We start from the raw sequence: 25321 nt of genomic DNA on the forward strand, positions 1-25321 counted from the left end.
CGCGATGGCTCCGCCATCACTCCCTCCTCCGCCTTGCAGCTGCACGCACCAGACCCCGCTCCTTCTCCCACCCTCCCATTGCCGGTCGGTCTCAGCAGTAGCGTGATGGCCGCCTCCCTGACCGCCGGTCGGCAGGGAGGCGGTGGCACATCCAGGTGGCACATCAAGGTGGCACATCTACACCTCCGAGGAGCACAGCAAGTGAGCAGCAACAGCGGTGACGTCCGACTCTGGGGCGGCCGTTTCGCCGACGGTCCCGCCGAGGCGCTGGCCAAGCTGTCCGCGTCCGTCCACTTCGACTGGCGGCTCGCGCCCTACGACATCGCCGGATCGCGTGCCCACGCGCGCGTGCTGCACAAGGCGAACCTCCTCACGGACGATGAGCTGACGCGCATGCTCGCGGGGCTCGACCAGCTCGAAGCGGACGTGGCCGCAGGCGATTTCGTCGGCACCATCGCCGACGAGGACGTCCACACCGCCCTGGAGCGCGGCCTGCTGGAGCGCCTCGGCCCCGACCTCGGCGGCAAGCTGCGCGCGGGCCGGTCGCGCAACGACCAGGTCGCGACCCTCTTCCGGATGTATCTGCGCGACCACGCCCGGATCGTCGGCGGCCTGATCGCCGAGCTCCAGGACGCCCTGATCGGCCTGGCCGAGGCCCACCCGGACGTCGCGATGCCGGGGCGTACGCACCTGCAGCACGCCCAGCCCGTCCTGTTCGCCCACCATGTGCTCGCCCACGTGCAGTCCCTGTCCCGGGACGCCGAACGCCTGCGCCAGTGGGACGAGCGCACGGCCGTGTCGCCGTACGGCTCGGGTGCCCTGGCCGGTTCGTCCCTCGGCCTCGACCCGGAGGCGGTCGCGAAGGACCTCGGCTTCGAGCACGGCAGCTCGGCCAACTCCATCGACGGCACCGCCTCGCGCGACTTCGTGGCGGAGTTCGCCTTCATCACGGCGATGATCGGCGTCAACCTCTCCCGGATCGCCGAAGAGGTCATCATCTGGAACACGAAGGAGTTCTCCTTCGTCACGCTCCACGACGCCTTCTCCACCGGCTCGTCGATCATGCCGCAGAAGAAGAACCCGGACATCGCGGAGCTGGCGCGGGGTAAGTCGGGCCGCCTCATCGGCAACCTGACGGGCCTGATGGCGACCCTCAAGGCGCTGCCGCTCGCGTACAACCGCGACCTCCAGGAGGACAAGGAGCCGGTCTTCGACTCCATCGACCAGCTGGAGGTCCTGCTCCCGGCCTTCACCGGCATGATGGCCACGCTGACCGTGCACCGCGAGCGCATGGAGGAGCTGGCCCCGGCCGGCTTCTCGCTCGCCACCGACATCGCCGAGTGGCTGGTCAAGCAGGGCGTGCCGTTCCGCGTCGCGCACGAAGTCGCGGGCGAGTGCGTGAAGGTGGCGGAGGCCGACGGCAAGGAGCTGGACGAGCTGACCGACGAGCAGTTCGCGAAGATCTCCGCGCATCTGACGCCCGAGGTGCGGTCCGTCCTGAACGTCCCGGGCGCGCTCGCCTCCCGCGACGGCCGCGGAGGTACGGCGCCCAGCGCGGTCGCCGCCCAGCTCGCCGAGATCAGGTCGAACGTGGCGGCCCAGCACACATGGGCCACGGCGAAGCAGAAGAAGTAGCAGGTCGGGTGTAACAAGGGCATCGCGGGTTACGTTGGTCGGGAGCCGTACGGGAGACGTACGGGAGCCGACCGAAACGGAGCCGCGATGCCCTTCGCCCGCCTCGCCTCAGCCACGACTCCCACCGCCCACATCGGCCTGGGCCTCGCCGCCGTGGGCCGCCCCGGTTACATCAACCTCGGCCGCGAGGACGACCTCCCCGCCGTACGCAGTGTCGACGCCCTGCGTGAGCGCACCCACGAACTCCTCGACGCCGCCTATGCCCAGGGTGTGCGCTACTTCGACGTGGCCCGCTCCTACGGCCGCTCCGAGGAGTTCCTCGCCGACTGGCTGAACGCCCGGCCCGACATCGACGACATCGTCGTCGGCAGCAAGTGGGGCTACACCTACACGGCGGCCTGGAGCACGGATGCCGAGGCGCACGAGGTCAAGGACCACAGCCTGGCCACGTACGAGCGCCAGCGCGCCGAGAGTGCCGAGCTGCTCGGCGACCGGCTCGACCTCTACCAGATCCACTCGGTGACCCCGGACAGCCCGGCCCTCACCGACAAGGAGCTGCACGCCAAGCTCGCCGAAGCAGCCGCCCAGGGCCTCTCGATCGGCTTCTCCACGAGCGGGCCCGCCCAGGCCGACGCCATCCGTGCCGCGCTCGCCGTGACCGTCGAGGGCGAGCCCCTCTTCCGTACCGTCCAGTCCACGTACAACGTCCTGGAGACCTCGGCCGCGCCCGCGCTCGCCGAGGCGCACGACGCGGGGCTCACGGTGATCGTCAAGGAGGGCATGGCCAACGGCCGCCTCGCCGCCGCGCACGCGCCGGACGCGGTCACGGCCATCGCCGAGGAGACGGGCCTCGGCGCCGATGCCGTAGCCCTCGCGCTCGTCCTGCGGCAGCCCTGGGCCGGAGTGGTCCTCTCCGGCGCGGCCACCACCATCCAGCTGGCCTCGAATCTGCACGCGGCGGTCGTCGACCTCGACGCCGACCAGCTGGCCCGCCTCGATGCCCTGGCCGAGGACCCGCACGCGTACTGGGAGCGGCGCGGGCAGCTGCCCTGGCACTGAGAAATCCCCTGATGGCGGAGGCCGCGAGACGCACACGCTTCTGCTGAGACAATGATGTCTCACATGGGTTATGGTTGTCTCATGGCCGTCGACCGTGAACACGTGCTGCGCAGCGCAGCCGCCCTGCTGGCCCGAAAATCCACCGCCACGATGGACGAGGTCGCCAAGGCGGCCGGGATCAGCCGGGCCACGCTGCACCGCCAGTTCGCGGGGCGTGACGCGCTCGTACGGGCGCTGGAGTCGCTCTGCATCGAGGAGTGCGAGGCGGCGCTGGACGCCGCGGACCTCGACGCGGGCCCCGCTCAGGAGGCTCTGCGTCGGCTGGTGAAGGAGATGGAAGGCGCCGCGGGCCTGTTCGCCTTCCTCTACACCGAGAACCAGCTGTTCGAGGGCGAAGAGGTGAACGAGGGCTGGGCCGGGATCGACGCCCGGATCGGCGATCTGTTCCGACGCGGCCGGCAGAGCGGCGAGTTCCGTATCGACCTCACCCCGGCCTGGCTCACCGAGGCGCTCTTCGGACTGATCGCCTCCGGCGCCTGGGCCGTGATGGAGGGCCGGGTGGCCGCGAAGGACTTCACATTCATGATCGTCGAGCTGCTGCTCGGCGGCGCACTACGGAGAGAGTAATCATGACCAGCACCCTGCAGCCGGTGGCCGTGGCGGAGGTGGGGAAGCGCCCGGGCCGATGGCTGGCGCTGTCCGTCCTCGTCCTCGCCGTGCTGCTGGTGGCCGTCGACGCGACCGTGCTCGGTCTCGCGACCCCTTTCATCAGCGAGGACCTGAAGCCCTCCGGCACCCAGCTGCTGTGGATCGGTGACGTCTACTCCTTCGTCATCGCGGGCCTGCTCGTCTCCATGGGCAGCCTCGGCGACCGCATCGGCCGCAAGAAGCTGCTGCTCGTCGGCGCCACGGCGTTCGGCCTGATCTCCGTGCTCAACGCCTATGCCAAGACACCGGAGTTGATGATCCTGGCGCGAGCGCTGCTCGGTGTCGCGGGTGCGACCCTGATGCCCGCCACGCTCGCCCTCATCCGCAACATCTTTCACGACCGGCGCGAGCGCAGCCTCGCCATCGGCGTCTGGGGCGCGGCGGCCTCCGGCGGCGCGGCGGTCGGGCCGATGGCCGGTGGCTTTCTGCTCGAACACTTCTGGTGGGGCTCGGTCTTCCTGATCAACCTGCCCGTGATGGTGGTCCTCGTACTCGTCGGCATCAAGCTGCTGCCCGAGTCCCGCAACCCCCACCCCGGCCCGTGGGACCTGACCAGCGTCGGCCTGTCGCTCGTCGGCGTGATCGGCGTCGTGTACGCGGTGAAGGAGACCGCCACCCACGGGCTCTCCTGGGAGCCGATGAGCGTGGGCCTGCTCGGCGCCGCCGCCCTGTACGGCTTCGTACGGCGGCAACTCGCCATGCTCGTACCGCTGTTGGACATGCGACTGTTCCGCAACCGCGGGTTCTCGGCGGCCGTGTTCGCCGATCTGCTGACCGTCTTCGGTCTGTCCGGGCTCGTCTTCTTCCTGTCGCAGTATCTGCAACTCGTGCAGGGCAGGCCGCCGTTCGAGGCGGGCCTGGCCGAACTGCCCGCCGCGATCGGTGCGGTGGGGGCCGGCCTGATCGCGGGCTCGGTCGCCCGGCGGTACTCGGTGCGTGCCGTGGTCTCCGGTGGCCTCACCGCCGTGGGCCTCGCGCTCGGCACGCTCACGCTGCTGAGCCAGTCCACCGGCTATCCGCTGCTCGGCGGCGCGCTGCTGGTCGTCGGCGTCGGCGCCGGCTTCTCGTTCACGGTCACCGCCGACGTGATTCTCGGCGGCGTGCCCAAGGAGCAGGCCGGTGCCGCGTCCGCGGTCTCCGAGACGGCGTACGAACTCGGCGCCGCCCTCGGCATCGCCCTGCTCGGCTCCATCGTCACCGGCGTCTACCGCGACTTCGCCGCCCCGGCCGGCACCCCGGCCGCAGCCCACGAATCGCTGGGCGGCGCGGTGGAGACGGCGGCAGGCCTGCCCGCGGAAACCTCCGAGGTGCTACTGAGCGCGGCCCGCCAGTCCTTCGTCGACGGCCTGACGCTCGCAGCGGGCATCGGAGCGGCGGTGCTGCTCGCAACGGCGACAGCGGTATGGTTCTTGCTGAGGGGGCAGAAACTGGAAAGCGCAGGCGAGAAAGGCGCGCCCCTATAGGGGCGCGGGGCTCTGACATTGTGCGGCTCCGCCGCGTGGGCGCGAGCAACCACAACGCAGCCGCACCCGACATACAGCAGACCGCCGGAGGCGCTACGCGGCCTTGGCCTTCGTGGCGTACATGTCCACGTACTCCTGCCCCGACAGCCGCATGACCTCGGTCATCACGGAGTCGGTCACGGCGCGCAGCACATAGCGGTCGCGGTCCATACCCTCGTAGCGGGAGAACTCCATCGCCTCGCCGAAGCGGACCGTGACCCGGCCGGGGCGCGGGAAGCCGGCGCCGCCGGGCTGGATCTTGTCCGTGCCGATGATGGCGAACGGAACGACGGGCGCGCCGGTCATCAGGGTCAGCCGGGCGATGCCGGTACGGCCGCGGTAGAGCCGGCCGTCGGGGGAGCGGGTGCCCTCCGGGTAGATACTGAAGACCTTGCCCTCCTCCAGCACCCGGCGGCCGGTCATCAGCGCCGCGACCCCGCCGCGGCCGCCGTCACGGTCGACCGGGATCATGCCGACGCCGGTGAAGAACCACGCCATCAGCCGCCCCTTGAGGCCCTTGCCGGTGACGTACTCGTCCTTGCCGATGAAGAAGACTTGACGGTCGCAGAAGAGCGGCATGATCATCGAGTCGATGAAGGTGAGATGGTTGCCGGCCAGGATGACCGGACCGTCGCCCGGGATGTGCTCCATGCCCTCCACCCGTGGGCGGAACATCAGGCGCATGATCGGTCCGAGCAGTGCCTTGATGAGCGCGAAGCGGGACAACGGGCCCTCCGGTGTCAAGGGGTTCGGTATGAGTCTGTGCAGGTGAGGACGATACTCGCGGCCACCCGGTGATTGCACATCGGGTTCACGGACTGGATACGCACTGTTGACCAATGTTTACCTGCCGTGGTGTCCCGTCGGCGTGAGCGTCATCCGTTCGACACGAAGTGGCGTACTCCGTACGACATTCAGCGGCACCCACGTGTTCCCTCACAGGTCGCCCTCCCGACACGCGTGGGCACCTACGATCGACCCGGTTTGACAGGTGCAGGGCAGTATGGCGGGAGGAGCGCTCATGGGGACGCAGGAGTCGAACGGTCAGGATCTGGGGCAGGGGCGGGGTGCGGCGCGACGGGCGCTGCTCGGGGCCGCGGTGCTCGGCGCGGGCGGAGCGGTCCTCGGACTGCCCGGCGCGGCGAGAGCCGACGCGCGGCACGGGAGCGGCGGTTACCGGAGCCTGCCGAAGCCGACCGTCATCGGACATCGCGGGGCCAGCGGCTACCGGCCGGAACACACCTTCGGCGCCTACCAACTGGCCCTCGACATGGGTGCCGACATCGTCGAGGCCGGCGACCTGGTGCCCACCAAGGACGGCCACCTCGTCTGCCGTCACGAGCCCGAGATCGGCGGGACCACCGATGTGGCGACGCACCCCGAGTTCGCCGACCGCAAGACCACCAAGACCCTCGACGGCATCGCGGTCACCGGCTGGTTCACCGAGGACTTCACGCTGGCCGAGCTGAAGACGCTGCGGGCCGTCGAGCGCATCCCCGCCAACCGCCCGCACAACACCCTCTACAACGGCCGCTGGGAGATCCCCACCTTCGAGGAGGTGCTCCGCTGGCAGGACGCGCAGACGAAGAAGCGCGGCAAGCAGGTCTGGATCTACCCCGAGCTCAAGCACCCCACCTACTTCCGCAAGCTGGGCCTCGGCCTGGAGGAGCGGGTGGCCACCCTGCTGCGCAAGCACGGCAGGGACAAGAAGAACTCGCCGGTCATCCTCCAGTCCTTCGAGCCGACCAGCATCCAGCGCCTGAACAAGCTTGTCGGCAATCCGCTCGTCGTCCTGCTGTCCGCCGCGAACACCCGCCCCTGGGACTTCGTCGAGACGGGTGACCCGCGCACGGTCACCGACCTCGTCAAGCCCGCGGGCCTGAAGTGGATCGCCTCGTACGCGCAGGGCATCGGCCCCACGCTCGACCTGGTCATCCCGAAGGACGCGAGCGGCAACCTCACCACGCCGACCACGCTCGTCGACGACGCGCACGACGCGGGCCTGATCCTGCACCCGTACACCATGCGCAACGAGAACCCCTTCCTGCCCACGAGCTTCCGCAAGGGCACCGACCCGGACGCCTACGGGGACGCCTTCGGCGCCTTCAAGGTCTACTTCGAGACGGGCATCGACGGCGTCTTCTCCGACAACCCGGACACCGCGCTGCTCGCCCGCGAGGACTTCGTCAACGGCTGATCCCCTCACCCCGATGGGGTGACAGTCGACCGCCCCGGCAACCCCTTGCCGGGGCGGTCGCGTCCCGGCGCATATGACCCACGAGATCGTTTCCACGTTGCGCCCGCTGCTCGCCGCCGAGGCCTCGGCGGAGGCATATGCGTCCGGGACCGAACAGAGCGACCTCGAACAGGCCGTGTGGCTACGCCTCCTGGAGCGCCTCGACACGGACGGCCCACCCGTCGACCCGCAAGGATGGCTGCGCCGCGCCGTGCGCTTCGAGGCCCGCCGCACCCGCCGCACGGCCCGCCTCGAGCGGCCGTACGTCTCGGAGCCCGCCGACGAGAGCGGGTCCGGCCCCGAGCAGCAGGCGTTGACCGCCGACAGCCGCCGCGCCCTCCACGACGCGGTCCGCCGGCTGCCCGGCCGCTGCCCGAGTCTCATGGCGGCGCTGCTCTCACCGAAGGACCTCACCTACCGGGAGATCGCAGGTGAGTTGGGTATCTCACAAGGCAGTCTGGGTCCGGAACGTTCTAAATGCCTGGGATGTCTTCGTCGAATGCTCGCGCCGGTGGTTGCGTCCCGTGGGACGCGGGGATAGGAGTGAAGGACGACCGGTGGAACAGGTGAGCGGGAGGCATGCACACATGGGCATGAGCGTGACCATCTCGGCGGCGACCGAGCAGGACGCAGAGCAGATCCTCAAGCTGCAGTACCTCTGCTACCAGAGCGAGGCGGAGCTGTACGGCGACTACGGCATCGAGCCGCTCACGCAGCCTCTCGACTCCCTCAGGGCGGAACTGGCGGGCGGCACGGTCCTGGTGGCCCGGCTGGGAGACGAGGTGGTGGCCTCCGTCCGCGGCGCCGTGGATTCCGACGGCACGGCGCGCATCAACAAGCTCATCGTCCACCCGCGCATGCAGCGCCACGGCCTGGGTGGACGGCTGCTCGCCGCGATCGAGGCCCAGCTCGCCGAGGCCGGCGCGGCGAAGTCCTTCCAGCTCTTCACGGGCCACCGCAGCGACCGCAACCTGCGCCTGTACCGCAAGCACGGCTACGCGCAGGTCTCCACAGAGCGCGTCGACGAGCGGCTCACCCTGGTGACCCTGGTCAAGGGCGCCGAGACGACCGCGTTCGTGGCGAGCGCGTAAGAGGCGGCGCCACGGTGCTCTCAGCCGAGCGCCGCCACGCGCGCCTTGCGCAGCCAGTACATCGCCGACAGCGGCAGCAGCACCGGGATGAACAGGTACCCCATCCCGTAGTCCGACCACACGGTGGCGTCGGGGAAGGCGGACGGCTCCACCAGCGTCCAGGTCCCGACGACCAGTACGCCCGCGAGCTCGGCGGCGCAGCACACCAGCGCCGCCCTGCGGGCCCTCTCGCCGCCGCGGACGAGCGAGTACGTGATGAAGCCGTAGACGAGACCCGCGACCGCCGACAGCGAATAGGCGAGCGGGGCCTTGTCGAACTCCGTCGAGATCTGCACGGCGGAACGCGAGACGGCGCCGACCACCATCACGCCGTACAGCCAGAGCAGCAGCATGCCGGGGCCGCTGATGAGCCTCGTCCGCTGGTTCTTCCCTGCCTTCCCCGTCTTCTCCGTGATGGCGTCGGCCTTCGTCACGTCAGCCTCCCCAGATGTCATAGAGCCGCACCTCCAGTACGGCGAGGACCACACCGCCGGCCGCCACCGTGATCGAGCCCCAGCGGGTGCGCTCCGTCAGCGACATGAAGCCCGCGGCCGGAACGCACGCGAAGGCACCGAGCAGATACGCCACGAAGATCGTCGTGCCCTGCTCCGGTTTCTCGCCGCGCGCCAGCTGGACGATGCCGATCACCAGTTGGACCGTGGCGAGCAGCGACACCACGGCCATGCCGATGAAGTGCCAGTCCTTCGTGGGCTGATCACGGTAGGCGGCCCAGCCGCACCAGGCGGCGAGCGCGAGCGCGGCGACGGCGGTCGCGACCGTCAGGGCATCAAGCATGCCGTGAGCCTATTACGGGCCAAAAGGCCCGATGCCTTCGCCCCCGGCTCCCCCGTAGGGTCGAGGCATGAAGATCCACGCTGATGCCCTGCTGTTCGACAACGACGGAACGCTCGTCTCATCCCTGGAGTCGGTGAACCGCTGCTGGGGCCGATGGGCGGGGGAGTACGGCATCACCGCCGAGGACTTCGCCCGGATCGAACTGCACGGCCGCCCGGCCGTCGAGATAGCCGCCGACCTGCTGCCCGCCGACCTCGTCCCCGAGGCCCTCGCGCGCATCGAGCAGTTGGAGGTCGAGGACGTACCCGGTGGTGTCGTGCTGCTCCCCGGCACCGCCGCGTTCCTCGACTCGCTCCCCGCCGACCGCTGGGCCGTCGTCACGTCCGCCACCCGGCGGCTGGCCGAGGCCCGGCTCGGCGAGGTCGGCATCCGCCCCAAGACGCTGGTCTGCGCCGACGACGTCACCCGCGGCAAGCCCGACCCCGAGCCCTACCTGCTCGCCGCCCGTGAGCTGGGCGTCGACCCGGCCCGCTGCGTGGTCTTCGAGGATGCTCCGGCAGGGTTGCAGGCGGGCCGCGCCGCCGGCATGACCACCGTGGCATTGGCCACAACCCACCAGGCGTCCGAGCTGCACGCGGACCTCGTGGTGCCGGACCTCTCCGCCTTGTCCGCACTGGTCACGCGCGGGGGAGTGGAGATCTCCACCCGGGACTGACGACCGTCCACCGCTGTCCGCTATCCGGACAGCGGTGGACGGTCCCAGCTGTGGGTCTGCTTTACTTGCTTCCATGACCACGACGAGCAGCCGCATCCTTGCGACCGAGGCGACCACGACGCCCGGTGCTCGTTGTATGTGTCGAATGTGCGCCTGCTAGAGGGCCCCCGCACCACCGCCTGGCCTCGCGCCCCGAAGCGAGACCGCCGCGCCCTGTCCGTACCCCGTACGTGACCTGGGCTGCCCCGCGCACCTGTTCTCCCCGGACAGATCCGGTTCCATCGCACCGCGAGAACCGTGCCGCGTTCCCGACCGAATGCACCCGTGCCCGGCGCACACCCACGCCCTGCACTCGACAGTGACGGAATCCCCAGTGATCACGACAACGGGCCTCACCAAGGTCTACCGCTCGCGCGGCCGTGAGGTGACCGCCCTCGACGGCGTCGATCTGCACGTCCGCGAAGGAGAGGTGTACGGCGTCATCGGCCAGTCCGGCGCCGGCAAGTCCTCGCTCATCCGCTGCGTCAATCTCCTCGAGCGTCCCACCTCCGGCATGATCACCGTCGCCGGACAGGACCTCACCGCGCTCGCCGGACGCGGCCCGCGTGCCGGCGCGGAGCTGCGCAGGGCGCGCAGCCGCATCGGCATGGTCTTCCAGCACTTCAACCTGCTGTCCTCGCGGACCGTCCAGGAAAACGTCGAGCTGCCGCTCGAAATCCTTGGCACCACAGGGAAGGAACGTTCCCGCAAGGCGCTCGAGCTCCTCGACCTCGTCGGCCTCTCCGACAAGGCCAAGGCCTACCCGGCGCAGCTCTCCGGCGGCCAGAAGCAGCGCGTCGGCATCGCCCGCGCCCTGGCCGGCGACCCGAAGGTGCTGCTCTCCGACGAGGCGACCAGCGCCCTCGACCCGGAGACCACCCGCTCCATCCTTCAGCTGCTGCGCGACCTGAACCGGCAGCTGGGCCTGACCGTCCTGCTCATCACCCACGAGATGGACGTCGTCAAGGCCATCTGCGACTCGGCCGCCCTCATGGAGAACGGCAGGATCATCGAGTCCGGCACCGTCGGCGAGTTGCTCGCGACGCCCGGCTCCGAGCTGGCCTCCGCGCTCTTCCCGGTCAGCGGCGACGCCTCCGGCGACGATCGCACCGTCATCGACGTCACCTTCCACGGCGAGGCCGCGACCCAGCCCGTCATCTCGCAGCTCTCGCGCACCTACAACATCGACATCTCGATCCTGGGCGCCGCGATGGACACCGTCGCGGGCAAGCAGGTCGGCCGGATGCGCATCGAGCTGCCCGGCCGCTACGAGGAGAACGTCGTGCCGATCGGATTCCTGCGTGAGCAGGGGCTGCAGATCGACGTCCGGGGCCAGGAGCCCGTGCTGCTGAAGGATGGTGCCAAGTGACCTGGTCAGAGATGCAGCCGCTGCTGTCGCAGGCGTGTTGGGACACGTTCTACATGGTCGGCTGGTCCACGCTGATCGCCATCGTCGGCGGTCTGCCGCTCGGCATCCTGCTCGTCCTCACCGACCGCGACGGACTGCTGCAGAACGTCGTCGCGAACAAGGTCATCGGGCAGGTCGTGAACATCGCCCGCTCCCTGCCGTTCATCATCCTGATGGTCGCGCTGATGAGCTTCACGCGCACGATCACCGGGACGACGATCGGCCGCGAGGCGGCGATCGTGCCGCTCGCGATCGGGGCGATCCCGTTCTTCGCGCGTCTCGTCGAGACGGCTGTCCGTGAAGTGGACGGCGGGCTCGTCGAGGCTGTGCAGTCGATGGGCGGCAACACCTGGACCGTCGTCCGCAAGGTCCTCGTACCGGAGTCGCTGCCATCGCTGATCTCCTCCGCGACCACCACCGTGGTGGCCCTCATCGGCTACTCGGCGATGGCCGGCACCGTCGGCGCCGGCGGGCTCGGCGACATCGCCATCCGCTACGGCTACCAGCGCTTCGAGACCGGACTGATGTGGATCACCGTGGCGATCCTCGCCGTGGTCATCTCCGTCATCCAGTTCGCCGGCGACTATGCCGCCCGTGGGCTGCACCGGCGCGGCGGACAGTCCGGTGCCGCGCCGAAGCTGAGGCTGCTGAAGGCCAAGGAGCCCGCGACCGCGGACGTCGGCAAGGTCGCCTGAGCACCTCGCTCAACCCGCAGAACACCCGTAGAACACCCGCAGATTTCCCCGTACCACCCACCACGGGGCGCTTCACCCACATGGAAAGGCACTTTTCGTGCGTAACACCGCCAAGATCACCACCGCCGTCCTCGCCGCCGGAGCCCTCACCCTCGGCCTCAGTGCCTGCGGCTCGGAGAAGGACTCCGCCGCCGACACCAGCGGTCCGCTGATCGTTGCCGCGAGCCCCGTCCCGCACGCCGAGATCCTCAACTACGTGAAGGACAACCTGGCGAAGGACGCGGGCCTCGACCTGGAGGTCAAGGAGTTCACCGACTACGTGACGCCGAACACGGCGACCGAGGACGGGTCCGTGGGCGCCAACTACTTCCAGAACCAGCCGTACCTCGACGACTTCAACAAGAAGAACGGCACCCACATCGTGCCCGTCGTCACGGTGCACCTGGAGCCGCTCGGCCTCTACTCCCACAAGGTCAAGAGCGCCGACGCCCTGAAGAGCGGTGCGACGATCGCCGTCCCGAACGACAGCGTCAACGAGGCACGCGCCCTCAAGCTCCTCGACGCCAACGGGATCATCACGCTCAAGGACGGCGTGGGCAACGAAGCGACCCCCTCGGACATCACCAAGAACCCGAAGAACCTCAAGTTCAAGGAGCTGGAGGCGGCCCAGACCCCGCGCTCCCTGGACGACGTCGACGCCGCGGTGATCAACGGCAACTACGCCATCGAGGCCGACCTCTCGCCCGCCAAGGACGCCCTCGTCCTGGAGTCCGCCACGGACAACCCGTACGGCAACTTCCTCGCCGTCAAGGAGGGCGACGAGGACGACCCGCGCGTGAAGAAGCTCGCCAAGCTCCTCACCTCGCCCGAGGTCAAGAAGTTCATCGAGGACAAGTACGAGGGTTCCGTCATCGCGTCGTTCTGACGGCGCGACCAGTTTCCAGAGAGGTCAACGCAATGCGCAAGCAGGTCATATCCGCGGTGTCCGCCGCGGTAGCCCTCGGCCTCGGACTGACGGCCTGTGGTTCGGGCTCGGACTCCGGCGGCGGTGACAACGACGCCCTGGTCGTCGGCGCCACCGCCGTACCGGCCGGCGAGGTCCTGTCGTACATAAAGAAGGACCTCGCCGAGAAGGCGGGCCTCGATCTGGAGATCAAGGAGTTCACGGACTACGTCCTGCCGAACACCGCGCTCCAGGAGGGCTCGCTCGACGCGAACCTCTACCAGAACCAGCCCTATCTGGACGACTTCAACAAGTCCAAGGGCACGGACCTGGTATCGGTCGTCAAGGCGTACCTGCCGCCCATGGGCGTGTACTCGAAGGAGGTCGAGGACGTCACCGAACTCGCCGACGGAGCCACCGTCGCGGTGCCCAACGACGTCACCAACGAGGGACGCGCCCTCAAGCTCCTTGCCTCCAAGGGGGTCATCACCCTCGATGAGGCTGCCGGAACGACCGCGTCCCCCGAGGACATCACGGCCAACCCGAAGCACCTGACGTTCAAGGAGCTGGAGCCCGCCCAGCTGCCGCGCTCGCTCGACGACGTGGCCGCAGCGGTGATCAACAACAACTACGCACAGGACGCGGGGCTCAGCCCCGCCACCGAAGCGGTCCTCCTGGAGTCCGCGAAGGACAACCCCTACGCGAACCTGCTGGCGGTCAAGAAGGGCGACGAGGACGACCCGCGGGTCAAGAAGCTCGTCGAGCTCCTGACCTCGCCCGAGGTGAAGAAGTTCATCGAGGACAAGTACAAGGGCTCGGTCCTGCCGGTCACTTCCGGCTGACAGCTCTCGGCACCGCACGGGGGCCACTCCATCGTCCGGAGTGGACCCCGTCGTGCGTCACGGTGGTTTCATGCTGCATGCTGGGCAGTTCAGCGGGCCCGCGGGAATCCTAGGTTTCGCAACGGCCCGAAGTCCCCGACGGTTACGGAGCGGCGCATGACCAGCACCTTCCCCGACATCTCCATCAGCACGGAGCGGTTGGTTCTGCGCGCCCTCGAAGAGGACGACGTCCCCGCTCTGGCCGAGATGATGAACGACGAGCAGGTCGCGGCCTGGACCGACGTGCCCCAGCCCTACACCGAGGACGCCGCCCGCGGCTGGATCACCGAGTACGCGCCCACCGAACGCACCGCGGGCCGCGGCCTCGACCTCGCCGTCACCGAGTTCCTCACCCAGCGGCTGGTCGGCGTTCTCCAGCTCGGCAAGACGAACTGGCACGTGCGGTCCACCGAACTGTCGTACATCATCGCTCCCTGGGCCCGCGGCGAGGGCTATGCCTCCGAGGCCGCCCTCGCGACCGCCCAATGGCTGTTCCGCGACCAGAAGTTCGAGCGCATCGAACTGCGCACGGCCGCCGACAACACCGCCTCGCAGCAGGTCGCCCAGAAGATCGGCTGCATCAGCGAGGGCGTCCTGCGCAACGCCTGCATAGCGCACACCCGCACCGAGGACGGCCGTTGGGTGGACCTCCGTACCGACTTCATCGTCTGGAGCCTCCTGCCGGAGGACCTCGACGGTGTCGGCGAGCAGTTCGCCGACACCGGTGGTTTCACGTCGTTCTCCGACTGGAACTGAATTCGGGGGGCTAGGTCCTGTAGTCACATTCCCGCCGTCCGCCCGAGGCAGGCGGGAATGTGACGACAGGACCTGGAGGCCCGCGCCGCACCACCCAGCGACACCAGGTACCCTCACGGAGCGCCCGCGGGCTACCCCCTGACGACCTGCGAAAACCTTCTGGAGACTGACGACGATGGCCGACCGGGTCACGGTGATCGGCTGGGACGGCTCGCCACTGACCGCCGCGGCGCGCTCTGCCCTCGGCGCGGCGACACTGGTGGCCGGCGCGGCTCATCACCTTTCGCTCCCCGAGGTACCCGCGGCCGCCGAACGCATCCGGCTCGGCAGCGTCGCCCTCGCCGCCCGCCGCATCGCGAACCACCGGGGTGCCGCCGTCGTCCTCGCCGACGGGGACCCGGGCTTCTTCGGCGTCGTACGCACCCTGCGCGCCCGCGAGTTCGGGCTGGAGGTCGAAGTCGTCCCCGCCGTCTCCTCGGTGGCCGCCGCCTTCGCCCGCGCCGGCATGCCCTGGGACGACGCACAGGTGGTCGTCGCACATCGCCGCACCCTGCGACGCGCGGTGAACGTGTGCCGCGCCCACACCAAGGTCGCCGTCCTCACCTCGCCCGGGGCGGGCCCCGCAGAACTCGGGCTGCTCCTCGAGGGCGTGCACCGCACCTTCGTCATCTGCGAGGAGCTCGGCACCGCTCGCGAGCGGGTCACGATCCTCACCTCCGACAAGGCCGCCGACCACACCTGGCGCGACCCCAATGTCGTCATCGTCATCGGCGGCTTCGTCGCCACGGCCGAGGACGGTGGCTGGATCGCCGGACGCGACCCCGGCACCGGGCCGCGCGGCTGGGCCCTGCCCGCCGAGGCGTACGGCGGCGCACTCGGCGAAGGCGAAACGGATCTGCTGCGCGCCGCCCAACTCGCCCGCCTGGGACCGCGCGTCGGGGACCTCGTGTGGGACATCGGCTCGGGCAGTGGCGCCTTCGCCACCGAAGCCGCACGCACCGGCGCGGCGGTCATCGCGGTCGACCGCAACCCCGGGTCCTGCGCCCGCACCGAAGACTCCGCCCGCCGCTACGGCGTCCAGATGCAGATCGTGCACGGCGCCGCCCCGCACATTCTGGAGAACCTTCCCGAACCCGACGTCGTGCGCGTCGGCGGTGGGGGAGCGGCGGTCGTCTCGGCCGTCGCCGACCGCCGTCCGCAGCGCATCGTGACGCACGCGGCGACCCGCGACGCGGCCGAACTCATCGGCCGCAATCTCACCGAGCACGGCTACCACGTCGAGTGCGCCCTCCTGCAGTCCGTCGAACTCGACACGAGGGCCTGGGCGGAGAAGGAGCGGAGCGTCGCTTTCCTGCTCACCGGACGTCTGCCCGATCGCAACCCGTGATCCTGTTGTCGTACCGCGCGCGGTAGGCTGGCCGATCGTTGTACCGCTCTCAGGGGATCGGCTTTTCGTAGGCCAATGTCCGGAAAACCCGCCCGTTTTGAGGCGTGTGTGGTACGGCAGAACCGGAGGACGCGCAACGTGGCGCAGTCCACAGCGGGCCGTCGCGGATCAGGTGTCGCGAGGGCCGGACGACCGGGACAATGCCAGTTAATGGCTTTGTCGCCTTTGTTGGCCGGTCGTTCGTGCCGCTGGGCACGCACGCTCGTTCTTCACTACGGGGCGGTCGGTGCGCCGTTCCGGGCGAGCTGGACTTGGAAGCACTAACCGATGGGCGAGGGGTACGCATGACCGACACCGGCCAGGTCCCGGGCGAGGGACTGCCGGAGAACGCAGGCATGGTGGAGCAGCCGGGCGTCCTCGCCCCGGGCGCGTACACCTTCCTCGACCCCTCCGAGAATCCCACCGAGGACGACGACCTGCTCCTCATGCCGGGCGCGCAGGGCGCCTGGGGCAACGAGGTGGCGCCGCCGGCCCCGCAGCCGCTCGTCCATGAGCCGCTCGCTCACGAGCCGCTCGTCCACGAGCCGGGTCCGCACGAGACGGCCGGCCGGGACAGCGGCTCGGTCGACCTCAGTGGTGTCCGCGTGCCGAACCCCGCGCCCGCTCCACACCTGCCGCCGCCGCGCCGCCCACTGCACCTCGGTCCGCCGACCCCGGACGGCTCCGCGAGCCCTGTGCGCTCGCTCGCCGACCGCGGCCCCGCCGCGGCACCGCTCGCCACCCCGGCCTACGCGGCGAGTCCGGTGGCTCCGGTGCGGCAGGCCGGTCCCCCGACCGTCGGGCCCGAGTACCTCGACGTACCGCAGCTCGCCGAGATTCCGCCGCAGGGGGCGGTGCCGTGGGGAGCTCCGCCGGTGGGCTCCGAGGCGGCGGCTGCAGAAACGGTCGTTCCGGGAGACGGACAGGGATCCGAGGCCGTGCCGGTCGCCGAGCCGGGGACGGTGGCGGAGACAGCGGCGGTGCCGGTCGCGGAGGTGGCGGGAGCGCCGGAGGCTGCCGAGGCCGCGGGGCTCGGATCGGCTCTTCAGGCGCCGGAGGCACCTGAGGGCGCGGGTCTTGAGGCGGCGCCGCAGGTCGTTCCGGAGGTCGACCACTCGCCCGAGGCGGCGGAGGGCCATCTCGCTGTGCAGACTCCGGAGTCTGCACAGGGCGCCGAGGCCGCGTACGCGCTCGACGGCTCGCTGGACCTGCACGCTCCGCAGCTCTCGGACGCCACTCCCTTCCCGGCAGCCCAGGAGGTGCCGCACGCGGTTCCGCCGGCTGGCGACAGCGGCGGCGACGGCGGTAACGGCAGCGACAGTGGCGACGAGGTCGCCGAGCATGTCACCGACGTCCAGGGGGTCGCGCATGCCACCGTCCCGGCGCAGGTCTCGGCGGACGAGGAGCACGTCGCGCCCGAGCAGAATCTCCACGTCGTGCAGGACCCGCAGGCGACCCCCGCGGCTTTGCAGCAGGTCGCCGAAGAGGCAGCCCACCTCGCCGACCCGCAGGTCCACCTCGCCGACCCGTCCGTTCACCTCGCCGACCCGGCCGGCCCCCTCGCGGAAACGGCCGCCCAGGTAGTGGACCCGTCCGCCCAGGCAGTGGACCCGGCACCCCAGTTCCCGGTCCAGGCCGCCCAGCTCGCGGATGCCGGTGTCCATATCATGGAACCTGTGGCCCAGTTCGTGGACGCCGGTGCCGAGGCGGACGCCGGAGCGGACGGCGGATCCGCAGGGGAGGCCGCCCGGTCCGTGCCCGCCCCGGGGCCCCTCGTGGCGGACGCCCCGCACGCTTCCGACGACGCGCAGGCGCAGGCCGCTCTCTCCGTGGAGGCTTCGCACGCGGAGGTGGTCCCCGGCGTCGAGGCCTTCCCGGTCCAGGCCGCCCAGTTCATGGCCCCCGCCGAGGCGCACGCCGCGTTCGCCGAGGCCGGCGTGCCGGTCGGCGTCGCCGTACCCGCGCAGGCGCCCCAGGCGGCCATGAACCAGATGAACCAGTCGCACGGCGAGCACCTCCCCGGCGGCGCGTCAGGCGCGGCCGGATTCCAGGACGCACCCCTGGAACCAGCGGCGGAACAGCCCGTCGGCCAGTTCGTGCCTGTCGAGGGCACGGTGCCGACGACCCCGCATCTGGCCCCGACCCCGCCGCACCCCATGACCGTGCCGCCCCTTCCCGAGGAGGAGCAGCCCCCGGCCGAGGAGCCCGTGCAGGAGCAGGCTCCGGTCGTCGCCGACGCGGCGGAGGTGGCCCCCGTGGAGGACCTGGAGACCCCCACCGCCGAAGCGGAGGCGGTCACTTCGGTGCCCGCGCCCCGTAAGGCCGACACACCCCCCGTACCGGAGCCGCTCCCCGCGGACCCGGAGCCCGTAGTCGCACAGCAAGCGGAGGACCTGGACACCCGGGTCGCCGACCAGGAAGAGAGCACGGCCGTAGTGGAAGACGTACGAGAGTCCACCGGCCCGGCGGCCCCCGGCTACGACGACGTGGAGCGCGAGGCTGTGTTGCGCGTGATGCGCGAGCGCCGCGACATCCGCAACGGCTTCCGCAGCGACCCGATCCCGCACGACGTACTTCTCCGTGTCCTGGAGGCGGCGCACACCGCGCCGTCCGTCGGCCACTCCCAGCCCTGGGACTTCGTCGTGATCCGCTCCGCCGACACCCGGCGGTCGATGCACGAACTGGCCGCCCGTCAGCGTGACGCGTACGCCAAGTCGCTCCCCAAGGGCCGCGCGAAGCAGTTCAAGGAACTGAAGATCGAGGCCATCCTCGACACCCCGGTGAACATCGTCGTCACCGCCGACCCGACCCGCGGCGGCCGCCACACCCTGGGCCGCCACACCCAGCCGCAGATGGCCCCGTACTCCTCCGCGCTCGCGGTGGAGAACCTCTGGCTCGCGGCCCGCGCGGAGGGCCTCGGCGTCGGCTGGGTCAGCTTCTTCGACGAGCGCGAGATGGTGCGCGCGCTCGGCCTCCCCGAACACCTGGAGGTCGTGGCCTACCTTTGCGTCGGCTACGTCGACGAGTTCCCGGACGAGCCCGAGCTGATGCAGGCCGGCTGGTCCAAGCGCCGTCCGCTGTCGTGGGTCGTGCACGAGGAGACGTACGGCCGTCGCGCGCTGCCCGGCGAGGAGCCGCACGACCTGCTCGCCGAGACCGTCTCCAACATCCGGCCCCTGGACGCCAAGGCGCTCGGCGAGGCGTGGGAGCGGCAGAAGCGGATGACCAAGCCCGCGGGCGCGCTCGGCATGCTGGAGATCATCTCCGCGCAGCTGTCGGGCCTGTCCCGCATGTGCCCGCCGCCGATCCCGGAGCCGGCCGCCGTCGCGATCTTCGCCGGCGACCACGGCGTGCACGCCCAGGGCGTCACCCCCTGGCCGCAGGAGGTCACCGCGCAGATGGTGGCCAACTTCCTGGGCGGCGGCGCGGTCTGCAATGCCTTCGCCAACCAGGTGGGCGCCGAGGTCTGCGTCATCGACGTGGGTGTCGCCTCCGACCTCCCGGCCACCCCGGGTCTGCTGCCGCGCAAGATCCGCCCGGGCACCGCCGACATGACCACGGGTCCCGCGATGACCCGCGAGGAGGTCATCGCGGCGATCGAGGTGGGTATCGAGACGGCCCGGGACCTGGTGGCGGCCGGTAACAAGGCCCTCCTGACCGGCGAGATGGGCATCGCCAACACCACGGCGTCCGCAGCCCTGATCTCGATCTACACGGACACCGACCCGTCCGAGGTGACGGGCCGCGGCACCGGCATCAACGACGAGACCCTGGCCCGCAAGACCGAGGTCGTACGCCGCGCCATCGAACTCCACCAGCCGGACCCGGCCGACCCCATCGGCGTCCTGGCGGCCGTCGGTGGCCTCGAGCACGCGGCGATGGTCGGTCTGCTCCTGGGCGGTGCCTCCCTCCGTACGCCGGTGATCCTGGACGGCGTCAGCGCCGGCGCCGCGGCCCTCGTGGCCCGCGCCGTCGCCCCCGAGGTCCTCGCGGCCTGCATCGCGGGCCATCGCAGCGCGGAGCCCGGCCACGTCGCCGCCCTGAACAAGCTGGGCCTGCGCCCCCTGGTCGACCTCGACCTCCGCCTGGGCGAGGGCACGGGAGCGCTGCTGGCTCTGCCGGTGGTGCAGAGCGCGGCGAGGGCGATGCACGAGGTGGCGACGTTCGATTCCGCAGGGGTAACGGAAAAGTAGGCCCGCACGGTTGTGGGCGGGCGTTCCGCAAGGGCGGAACGCCCGCCCACAACCGCCCACGGCCCACAACCGCCCACGGCCCGCAGACGAACAGGGGCCCGGGGCGGAGCTCCGTTTCGGGAAGGGGTGGGCTTGGGGAAAGAACCCCTCCCACCCCCGCCGTATGGTGGTCCCGCACTCAGAAACAGCACGTCAAGGCCGCTCCAGCCCAGCGCAGCGGCCCCGCACGAGGAGCCGCACCTCCATGGCCGAACACCCCGCCTACCCCGTAGGCCTCCGCCTCACCGGCCGCCGCGTAGTCGTCCTCGGCGGCGGCCAGGTGGCCCAGCGCCGACTCCCGGCGCTCATCGCGGCAGGCGCGGACATCCACCTCGTATCGCCCGAGGCCACCCCGTCCGTCGAGGCGATGGCGGACGCGGGCGAGATCACCTGGACGAGGCGCCCGTACGAGGACGGCGACCTGGCGAACGCCTGGTACGCCCTGATCGCCACCAGTGACCCCGAGGCGAACACCGGCGCCTCCGCCGAGGCCGAGCGCCACCGCGTCTGGTGCGTCCGTTCCGACGACGCCGACGCGGCGACGGCCTGGACCCCGGCGACGGGACACAGCGAGGGCGTGACGGTGGCGGTCCTCACCACGGACGCGCGCGGCCGGGATCCGCGCCACACCGCGGCGATCCGCGACGCGGTCGTCGAGGGCCTGCGTGACGGCACCCTGGTGGCGCCCCACCACCGCACCCGCACCCCCGGCGTCGCCCTGGTCGGTGGCGGCCCCGGCGACCCGGATCTGATCACGGTCCGAGGCCGACGTCTGCTCGCCGAGGCGGACGTGGTCATCGCGGACCGCCTCGGCCCGCGTGACCTGCTCGCCGAACTCCCGCCGCACGTCGAGGTGGTCGACGCGGCGAAGATCCCGTACGGCCGTTTCATGGCTCAGGAAGCGATCAACAACGCGCTGATCGAGCACGCCAAGCAGGGCAAGTCGGTCGTCCGCCTCAAGGGCGGTGACCCGTTCGTCTTCGGCCGCGGCATGGAGGAGGCCCAGGCACTCGCCGAGGCGGGCATCGCCTGCACGATCGTCCCGGGCATCTCCAGCTCGATCTCGGTGCCGGGCGCGGCCGGTATCCCCGTCACCCACCGCGGTGTCGCACATGAGTTCACCGTGGTCAGCGGTCATGTCGCCCCTGACGACGAGCGCTCCCTGGTCGACTGGCCGGCCCTCGCCCAGCTGCGCGGCACGCTCGTCGTGCTGATGGGCGTCGACAAGATCGGCCGCATCGCCGAAACCTTGATGGCGCACGGCAAACCGGCCGACACCCCGGTCGCTCTGGTGCAGGAAGGCACGACCGCCGCGCAGCGCCGCGTCGACGCGACCCTGGCGACGGTCGCCGAGACCGTCACGGCGCAGGACGTGAAGCCCCCCGCAGTGATCGTCATCGGCCCGGTCGTGAACGTGGGCGCCGCCCTCCCCGGGAGCACCCCCTCCGAGCCCGCCGAGTAACCCGGGGTAACCCAACCCCTTCCAAGCCGTTGGCACCGCACCCAGGACAAGGCAGTATCACCCTGTGGCCGATCTCATCACCGTTGAGAACCCCGACGACCCGCGTCTGCGCGACTACACGGGCCTGACCGACGTGGAACTGCGCCGCAAGCGCGAACCCGCGGAGGGCCTGTTCATCGCCGAGGGCGAGAAGGTCATCAGACGGGCCAAGGACGCCGGGTACGAGATGCGCTCGATGCTCCTGTCCGCCAAGTGGGTCGACGTGATGCGCGACGTCATCGACGAGCTCCCGGCGCCGGTGTACGTGGTCACACCGGCGCTCGCCGAGCAGGTCACCGGCTATCACGTGCACCGCGGCGCGCTCGCCTCCATGCAGCGCAAGCCGCTGCCTACGGCGGACGAACTCCTGCGCTCGGCCCGCCGGGTGGTCGTCATGGAGTCGGTCAACGACCACACCAACATCGGCGCGATCTTCCGCTCCGCCGCGGCCCTCGGCATGGACGCGGTTCTGCTCTCCCCGGACTGCGCCGACCCGCTCTACCGCCGTTCCGTGAAGGTCTCCATGGGCGCGGTCTTCTCCGTCCCGTACGCGCGTCTCGACTCCTGGCCCAAGGGCCTGGAATCGGTCCGCGAGGCCGGCTTCAACCTGCTCGCCCTCACCCCGGACGAGAAGGCGAAGTCTCTCGACGAGGCGGCCCCGCACCGGATGGACCGGGTCGCACTGATGCTGGGCGCGGAGGGCGACGGCCTGTCCACGCAGGCCCTGATGGCGGCGGACGAATGGGTCCGCATCCCCATGGCCCACGGAGTCGACTCGCTCAACGTGGGCGCGGCGGCCGCCGTCGCCTTCTACGCGGTGGCGACGGGCCGCCCAGGCATCTGACACTCCGGACGACGAGCCGCCCGGGAGCTCGACCACCCCTGTGGTGGACCGCCGTACAGTCCCCGGTCGCCCTAGCCGTCCTTGTGCATGTCACTCCGGTACTGCTCCGCCATCAAACCCTCGGTGGGCAGCGGTGCGAACGACGGCTGCTCCTGCCGTACGTCCTTCCGCACGCCTCCGTCGTCCAGCCCGCGCGCCGGTCCCTGGCACCCCTGCGCCGCCGCGATGCCCAGCGCGACGAGCAGGGTCACCACGACGAACACGAAGAGCCGCTGGCGCAGCAGCCGCGGGTTCGCGGGCCGCCGTCCGGTCCCGGTGGTCCGAGGAGACGGCCGCCCGGCACCGCTGCGGGGCGCGGGCCTGCTGCCGGAGCGGCCGGTGTTCCGCGCGGGTGCGGGGCGCGAACCCGACGGCGCCGACCGTGAGCCGCCGTTCGTCCCGCCCGTACGGGAAGAGTTCGTCCCGCCCGTACGCGGCGGATTCGTCCCGCTCGTACGCGGCGGGGGAGTGCTCTGCGGGCGACGCTGGGTGCGCTGCTCGGCGTACTGCTCGGCGAGGCGTCCCGTCGGCCGGTCGGGATCGTTGCGCGGCGCGGGCGGGCGGACATCCGCCAGGCCCTGTGCCTCGCGTGCCGCGATCTCCTTGAGCCGCAGGGACAGTTGGAGCGTGCTGGGCCGCTCCTCGGGGTCCTTCGCCAGGCACGCGCGGACGAGCGGGGCCAACGCGTCCGGAACGCCGTGCAGCTGCGGCTCCTCGTGCACCACTCGGTAGAGCATCACTTCGGAACTGCCTTGCCCGAAGGGCGAGTCGGAGGTCGCCGCGTACGCCAGCGTGGCCCCGAGCGCGAACACGTCCGTGGCCGGGGTCACGGTCGCCCCGCGCACCTGCTCGGGCGCGAGGAAGCCGGGCGAGCCGACAGCCGTACCGACATGAGTGAGCGTCGAGGCTCCCGTGGCCCAGGCGATGCCGAAGTCGATGATCCGCGGCCCCTTCGGGGACAGCAGGATGTTGGACGGCTTGAGGTCCCGGTGGACGACACCGGCCTCGTGCACGGCGACGAGCCCCTCGGAGAGCGCGGCACCGACGGCAGCCACGTCGGTGGCCGCCATCGGGCCTTCTTCGGCGACCTTGTCGTGCAGGGAGGGCCCGGGCACGTACTGCGTGGCGAACCACGGCCGCTCCGCCTCGAGATCGGCGGCCACGAGCCGTGCCGTGCATCCGCCCTTGATCCGTCGGGCCGCCGAGACCTCGCGGGCGAACCGCGACCGGAACTCCTGATCCTCCGCCAGATCCGGCCGGATCACCTTCAGCGCGACCCGCTGGCCACGCCGGTCGGAGCCCAGGTAGACCACGCCCATGCCACCCGCGCCGAGCCGCCTGTGAAGCCTGAACGAGCCGACGACACGCGGGTCCTCGCGCCTCAGGCGCATCATCGCCATGTCCATCCCCGCTGCCCGGTCCGTTTGACGAGCCACAGCTTACGTTTCCGCGGCCGGGTGCGCGCAGAGGCCGCGCCCTCCTGGCCCGATCGATTGTCAGTGCCGGGTGGGAAACTTGAAAGGTGGTCAGGGAATGTGCGAACAGGAGGGCTTTGGTCCGCCTGTGATCCCAACCATCCGTCACAGAAGGGCGATTGAACCCGTGAAGGGTGATCGAGTGGAGATAGTCGTGGACGCCGGGGACACGACGCGTACGTACGAGGTGGTGGCGAGCAGGGCGGGCCGCAGGGTGGAGACGGCGGTGCGTCGAGGTGTCGTGGAAGTGAGCGAAGTCACCCGAAGCGGATCAGTGGTGCGCACCGCCCGCTTCATGGCAACACGGGTGCTGGCGCTGGTCGAGCAGCCGGTTCCCAGGGAGGACAGCTCGGAACAGTAGGGGCACATCGGACGCCTCCTCGGGGAAGACCCTGAGACCTAGGTCCGCGTCTCCACCCAGGGGAGTACTCCGCAGGTAGTCGCTCATCCTCCGGGAGGCCCGGCAATCGGTACGAGGGCATGACGACCCCACTCCGCCGCGCCCATAGATTTGAGGTCAAGCGGCGGGTGCAGCACTCGTCCCCCGAGGTCAGACACCCGCCGCTGCCAACCACATAGATGCTCGGTCAGGAGAGGGACCATGGCCCACACGGCACCGCGGACGGCGATCCGCACGCAGGGACGCAGGGCGTACACCGCGTACACCGCCGCGTTCGGCACGCAGCGCCAGGGCCGGCGCCACCCCTTGGTGGCGACAGCGATGGTTCTGCCCCTGGCGGCCCTGCTCGTGGTCGTCTTCGGCGGCTGGGAGTCAGTGGTCACACAAGCGTCGTCCGTGGGCGTGATGCTGGGGCGCTGAGCGGCGCCCCAGGCCCGGAAGAGCGGTCCGGGCGGGGACATCCGGCCATGAAACCCCGTGGGGACGGGGGTGCGGCGGACGGCACAAATGCCCGCGCAGCTGGGGAGCTGCGCGGGCATTGTTTTTTTGCCACGGGGTTTTCGCCATGGGGGTTTTGACACGGGGACGCCGCCGGGCTGAAGGGGGACCCTGCGGACGCCCGCTGGACCTAGGGCCTGTCGTTTGGATCACGCCGACAAGGCATCGTCGATTCCCCGCGACCTGATCCAAACGACAGGCCCTGGCTCTGTCGTCACATTCCCGCCTGCCTCGCGACGCCATGCACGCTCCTCCAAGCTCTTCGAGCAGGGGGGACCCCCACCCGCCGCACCGGGCGCAGACCCACGTTCTGGGCGCATCACGCACCCTCTGGGAACTGGTCGCCCGCCGCGCCGACCTCACCCCCGACCGGCCCGTCCTCCTCCAGGACGACCGCTCCCTGA

The 25321-nt window shown here is 70.7% G+C and carries 23 protein-coding genes; 19 read left to right on the forward strand and 4 right to left on the reverse strand.

Features of this window, described 5'->3' with window-relative positions; translation table 11 throughout:
• Positions 1–201 precede the first annotated feature (201 nt).
• The 4 genes from argH (at position 202) to AB0D57_RS42905 (ending at position 4865) form a co-directional block, all read left to right on the forward strand.
• Positions 202–1635 carry an argininosuccinate lyase gene (gene argH / locus AB0D57_RS42890; protein ID WP_362087018.1) on the forward strand — a complete coding sequence of 478 codons (1434 nt, stop codon included), beginning with the start codon at positions 202–204 and terminating at the stop codon, positions 1633–1635.
• Between the two features lie 87 nt (positions 1636–1722).
• Positions 1723–2694: an aldo/keto reductase gene (locus AB0D57_RS42895; RefSeq protein WP_362087021.1), complete on the forward strand. Its 972-nt coding sequence runs from the start codon at positions 1723–1725 to the stop codon at positions 2692–2694.
• An 81-nt stretch (positions 2695–2775) separates the two neighbouring features.
• Complete coding sequence (locus AB0D57_RS42900) at positions 2776–3321, forward strand: helix-turn-helix domain-containing protein (protein WP_362087024.1); 546 nt, start codon at positions 2776–2778, stop codon at positions 3319–3321.
• A 2-nt stretch (positions 3322–3323) separates the two neighbouring features.
• Positions 3324–4865, forward strand: a complete 1542-nt coding sequence (locus AB0D57_RS42905) for an MFS transporter (RefSeq protein WP_362087027.1) — start codon at positions 3324–3326, stop codon at positions 4863–4865.
• Between the two features lie 93 nt (positions 4866–4958).
• Here AB0D57_RS42905 and AB0D57_RS42910 read toward each other — a convergent pair whose 3' ends face one another.
• Complete coding sequence (locus tag AB0D57_RS42910; RefSeq protein WP_362087030.1) at positions 4959–5630, reverse strand: lysophospholipid acyltransferase family protein; 672 nt, start codon at positions 5628–5630, stop codon at positions 4959–4961.
• Between the two features lie 295 nt (positions 5631–5925).
• Between AB0D57_RS42910 and AB0D57_RS42915 the strand changes: the two genes are divergently transcribed.
• The 3 genes from AB0D57_RS42915 (at position 5926) to AB0D57_RS42925 (ending at position 8231) form a co-directional block, all read left to right on the forward strand.
• Entirely contained in the window at positions 5926–7101 is a 1176-nt protein-coding gene (locus tag AB0D57_RS42915) for a glycerophosphodiester phosphodiesterase (RefSeq protein WP_362087033.1), read from the forward strand.
• Between the two features lie 73 nt (positions 7102–7174).
• Positions 7175–7681, forward strand: coding sequence for a sigma-70 family RNA polymerase sigma factor (locus tag AB0D57_RS42920; RefSeq protein ID WP_362087036.1), 507 nt, complete (start codon positions 7175–7177; stop codon positions 7679–7681).
• 46 nt (positions 7682–7727) lie between these two features.
• Positions 7728–8231 (forward strand): GNAT family N-acetyltransferase, encoded by a 504-nt coding sequence (locus AB0D57_RS42925; protein ID WP_362087039.1) that lies wholly within the window; start codon positions 7728–7730, stop codon positions 8229–8231.
• Between the two features lie 20 nt (positions 8232–8251).
• On the opposite strand, the gene AB0D57_RS42930 is transcribed toward AB0D57_RS42925, so the two are convergent.
• Positions 8252–8623 (reverse strand): hypothetical protein, encoded by a 372-nt coding sequence (locus AB0D57_RS42930; RefSeq protein WP_362087079.1) that lies wholly within the window; start codon positions 8621–8623, stop codon positions 8252–8254.
• Positions 8624–8705: 82 nt separating this feature from the next.
• A complete protein-coding gene (locus AB0D57_RS42935; RefSeq protein ID WP_362087042.1) occupies positions 8706–9065 on the reverse strand; it encodes a hypothetical protein in 360 nt (119 codons plus the stop codon).
• 67 nt (positions 9066–9132) lie between these two features.
• Here AB0D57_RS42935 and AB0D57_RS42940 point away from each other — a divergent pair, with 67 nt between their 5' ends.
• The 10 genes from AB0D57_RS42940 to AB0D57_RS42985 all read left to right on the forward strand — a co-directional run bounded on the left by AB0D57_RS42940 (position 9133) and on the right by AB0D57_RS42985 (position 22505).
• Entirely contained in the window at positions 9133–9780 is a 648-nt protein-coding gene (locus AB0D57_RS42940) for an HAD family hydrolase (protein ID WP_362087045.1), read from the forward strand.
• Between the two features lie 373 nt (positions 9781–10153).
• Positions 10154–11188 (forward strand): ATP-binding cassette domain-containing protein, encoded by a 1035-nt coding sequence (locus AB0D57_RS42945; protein ID WP_362087048.1) that lies wholly within the window; start codon positions 10154–10156, stop codon positions 11186–11188.
• Positions 11185–11922, forward strand: a complete 738-nt coding sequence (locus AB0D57_RS42950; protein ID WP_362087051.1) for a methionine ABC transporter permease — start codon at positions 11185–11187, stop codon at positions 11920–11922. Before AB0D57_RS42945 ends, AB0D57_RS42950 begins: the two co-directional genes overlap by 4 nt.
• A gap of 97 nt (positions 11923–12019) precedes the next feature.
• The gene (locus tag AB0D57_RS42955; protein WP_362087054.1) at positions 12020–12847 is read left to right on the forward strand and encodes a MetQ/NlpA family ABC transporter substrate-binding protein; all 828 of its coding nucleotides are present in this window, start codon (positions 12020–12022) and stop codon (positions 12845–12847) included.
• 32 nt (positions 12848–12879) lie between these two features.
• Positions 12880–13707 (forward strand): MetQ/NlpA family ABC transporter substrate-binding protein, encoded by an 828-nt coding sequence (locus tag AB0D57_RS42960; RefSeq protein ID WP_362087057.1) that lies wholly within the window; start codon positions 12880–12882, stop codon positions 13705–13707.
• Between the two features lie 156 nt (positions 13708–13863).
• Entirely contained in the window at positions 13864–14502 is a 639-nt protein-coding gene (locus AB0D57_RS42965) for a GNAT family N-acetyltransferase (protein ID WP_362087060.1), read from the forward strand.
• A gap of 175 nt (positions 14503–14677) precedes the next feature.
• A complete protein-coding gene (gene cbiE / locus AB0D57_RS42970; protein ID WP_362087063.1) occupies positions 14678–15889 on the forward strand; it encodes a precorrin-6y C5,15-methyltransferase (decarboxylating) subunit CbiE in 1212 nt (403 codons plus the stop codon).
• A 344-nt stretch (positions 15890–16233) separates the two neighbouring features.
• On the forward strand, positions 16234–20121 hold the full coding sequence (cobT, locus tag AB0D57_RS42975) for a nicotinate-nucleotide--dimethylbenzimidazole phosphoribosyltransferase (RefSeq protein ID WP_362087066.1): 3888 nt from the start codon (positions 16234–16236) through the stop codon (positions 20119–20121).
• 244 nt (positions 20122–20365) lie between these two features.
• Positions 20366–21622, forward strand: coding sequence for a uroporphyrinogen-III C-methyltransferase (gene cobA / locus AB0D57_RS42980; RefSeq protein WP_362087069.1), 1257 nt, complete (start codon positions 20366–20368; stop codon positions 21620–21622).
• A gap of 64 nt (positions 21623–21686) precedes the next feature.
• On the forward strand, positions 21687–22505 hold the full coding sequence (locus AB0D57_RS42985) for an RNA methyltransferase (RefSeq protein WP_362087072.1): 819 nt from the start codon (positions 21687–21689) through the stop codon (positions 22503–22505).
• A gap of 71 nt (positions 22506–22576) precedes the next feature.
• Here AB0D57_RS42985 and AB0D57_RS42990 read toward each other — a convergent pair whose 3' ends face one another.
• Complete coding sequence (locus AB0D57_RS42990; RefSeq protein WP_362087082.1) at positions 22577–23950, reverse strand: serine/threonine-protein kinase; 1374 nt, start codon at positions 23948–23950, stop codon at positions 22577–22579.
• Between the two features lie 196 nt (positions 23951–24146).
• On the opposite strand from AB0D57_RS42990, the gene AB0D57_RS42995 reads away from it, so the two are divergent.
• A complete protein-coding gene (locus AB0D57_RS42995) occupies positions 24147–24380 on the forward strand; it encodes a hypothetical protein (protein ID WP_081223398.1) in 234 nt (77 codons plus the stop codon).
• 240 nt (positions 24381–24620) lie between these two features.
• On the forward strand, positions 24621–24839 hold the full coding sequence (locus AB0D57_RS43000; RefSeq protein WP_362087076.1) for a hypothetical protein: 219 nt from the start codon (positions 24621–24623) through the stop codon (positions 24837–24839).
• Positions 24840–25321 lie beyond the last annotated feature (482 nt).

Source organism: Streptomyces sp. NPDC048275 (assembly GCF_040652275.1).
Lineage (GTDB): Bacteria > Actinomycetota > Actinomycetes > Streptomycetales > Streptomycetaceae > Streptomyces.

Bases quoted from the DNA above. Each gene is read 5' to 3' on its own strand.
- AB0D57_RS42905 (WP_362087027.1), top strand. From the start codon at position 3,324: ATGACCAGCACCCTGCAGCCGGTGGCCGTGGCGGAGGTGGGGAAGCGC.
- cbiE (WP_362087063.1), top strand. From the start codon at position 14,678: ATGGCCGACCGGGTCACGGTGATCGGCTGGGACGGCTCGCCACTGACC.
- AB0D57_RS42960 (WP_362087057.1), top strand. From the start codon at position 12,880: ATGCGCAAGCAGGTCATATCCGCGGTGTCCGCCGCGGTAGCCCTCGGC.
- AB0D57_RS42965 (WP_362087060.1), top strand. From the start codon at position 13,864: ATGACCAGCACCTTCCCCGACATCTCCATCAGCACGGAGCGGTTGGTT.
- AB0D57_RS43000 (WP_362087076.1), top strand. From the start codon at position 24,621: ATGGCCCACACGGCACCGCGGACGGCGATCCGCACGCAGGGACGCAGG.
- AB0D57_RS42925 (WP_362087039.1), top strand. From the start codon at position 7,728: ATGGGCATGAGCGTGACCATCTCGGCGGCGACCGAGCAGGACGCAGAG.
- AB0D57_RS42940 (WP_362087045.1), top strand. From the start codon at position 9,133: ATGAAGATCCACGCTGATGCCCTGCTGTTCGACAACGACGGAACGCTC.
- cobT (WP_362087066.1), top strand. From the start codon at position 16,234: ATGACCGACACCGGCCAGGTCCCGGGCGAGGGACTGCCGGAGAACGCA.
- AB0D57_RS42900 (WP_362087024.1), top strand. From the start codon at position 2,776: ATGGCCGTCGACCGTGAACACGTGCTGCGCAGCGCAGCCGCCCTGCTG.
- AB0D57_RS42920 (WP_362087036.1), top strand. From the start codon at position 7,175: ATGACCCACGAGATCGTTTCCACGTTGCGCCCGCTGCTCGCCGCCGAG.
- AB0D57_RS42895 (WP_362087021.1), top strand. From the start codon at position 1,723: ATGCCCTTCGCCCGCCTCGCCTCAGCCACGACTCCCACCGCCCACATC.
- AB0D57_RS42930 (WP_362087079.1), bottom strand. From the start codon at position 8,623: ATGCTGCTGCTCTGGCTGTACGGCGTGATGGTGGTCGGCGCCGTCTCG.
- cobA (WP_362087069.1), top strand. From the start codon at position 20,366: ATGGCCGAACACCCCGCCTACCCCGTAGGCCTCCGCCTCACCGGCCGC.
- AB0D57_RS42990 (WP_362087082.1), bottom strand. From the start codon at position 23,950: ATGGACATGGCGATGATGCGCCTGAGGCGCGAGGACCCGCGTGTCGTC.
- AB0D57_RS42935 (WP_362087042.1), bottom strand. From the start codon at position 9,065: ATGCTTGATGCCCTGACGGTCGCGACCGCCGTCGCCGCGCTCGCGCTC.
- AB0D57_RS42915 (WP_362087033.1), top strand. From the start codon at position 5,926: ATGGGGACGCAGGAGTCGAACGGTCAGGATCTGGGGCAGGGGCGGGGT.